The organism is Candidatus Paracaedibacter symbiosus (assembly GCF_000757605.1).
Taxonomy (GTDB): Bacteria; Pseudomonadota; Alphaproteobacteria; order Paracaedibacterales; family Paracaedibacteraceae; genus Paracaedibacter_A; species Paracaedibacter_A symbiosus.
The window spans coordinates 1-618 of the sequence record NZ_JQAK01000044.1; the positions used below are offsets into that span (position 1 = coordinate 1).

1 protein-coding gene is annotated in these 618 nt (G+C 59.7%); it reads left to right on the forward strand.

Going from position 1 to position 618, the window contains the following annotated elements:
- The coding region (locus tag IG80_RS0112145; protein WP_032114287.1) for an AAA domain-containing protein at nucleotides 1-618 on the forward strand (618 nt) is incomplete at both ends.

A 618-nucleotide genomic window follows, 5' to 3' on the forward strand; every position in this document is an offset into this window, starting at 1 on the left:
GACTTGTTCTTCCCGATGCCCTACAACGACGAGCAGGTGTCGATCGTACAGAAGCTCTACACCAATGATGGCGTCGTAGTTCAGGGCCCACCTGGCACTGGTAAGAGCCACACCATCGCCAACGTGATTTGTCACTACCTTGCGGAAGGCAAGCGCGTGCTGGTCACTGCTAAGAGCGAATCGGCGTTGTCGGTGTTGCAGGAGAAGCTGCCCGATGCCGTCAGACCTCTGAGCGTATCGTTGCTGTCAGACGAGCGAGACGGAATGCGTCAGTTCGAGCACGCAATCCAGACCATCGCTGCCAGTGTCGCGCGGCTGAATCCGTCGCGAGCCGAAGCCGGTATCGCCGCTGCAGAGGACAAGCTCGACCAGCTCCACGCGAAGATCTCCAACTTGGACCGGAATGTGGCGGTCTATGCGTCGAAGCACATGCGTAACTACAGCTTCCAGAGGCGGGAGGTCACGCCAGAGGAAATGGCGAAGCTTGTGCTCCAGCAGGCCGAGGCGCACGAATGGTTCGATGACGAACCGCCTGAATCGAACGACGGGTCGCTGCCATTCGATGATGAGGCCGTAGCTTCGCTGCGGCGCTCCAGAATGGCCGTCCGTGGGGATCTC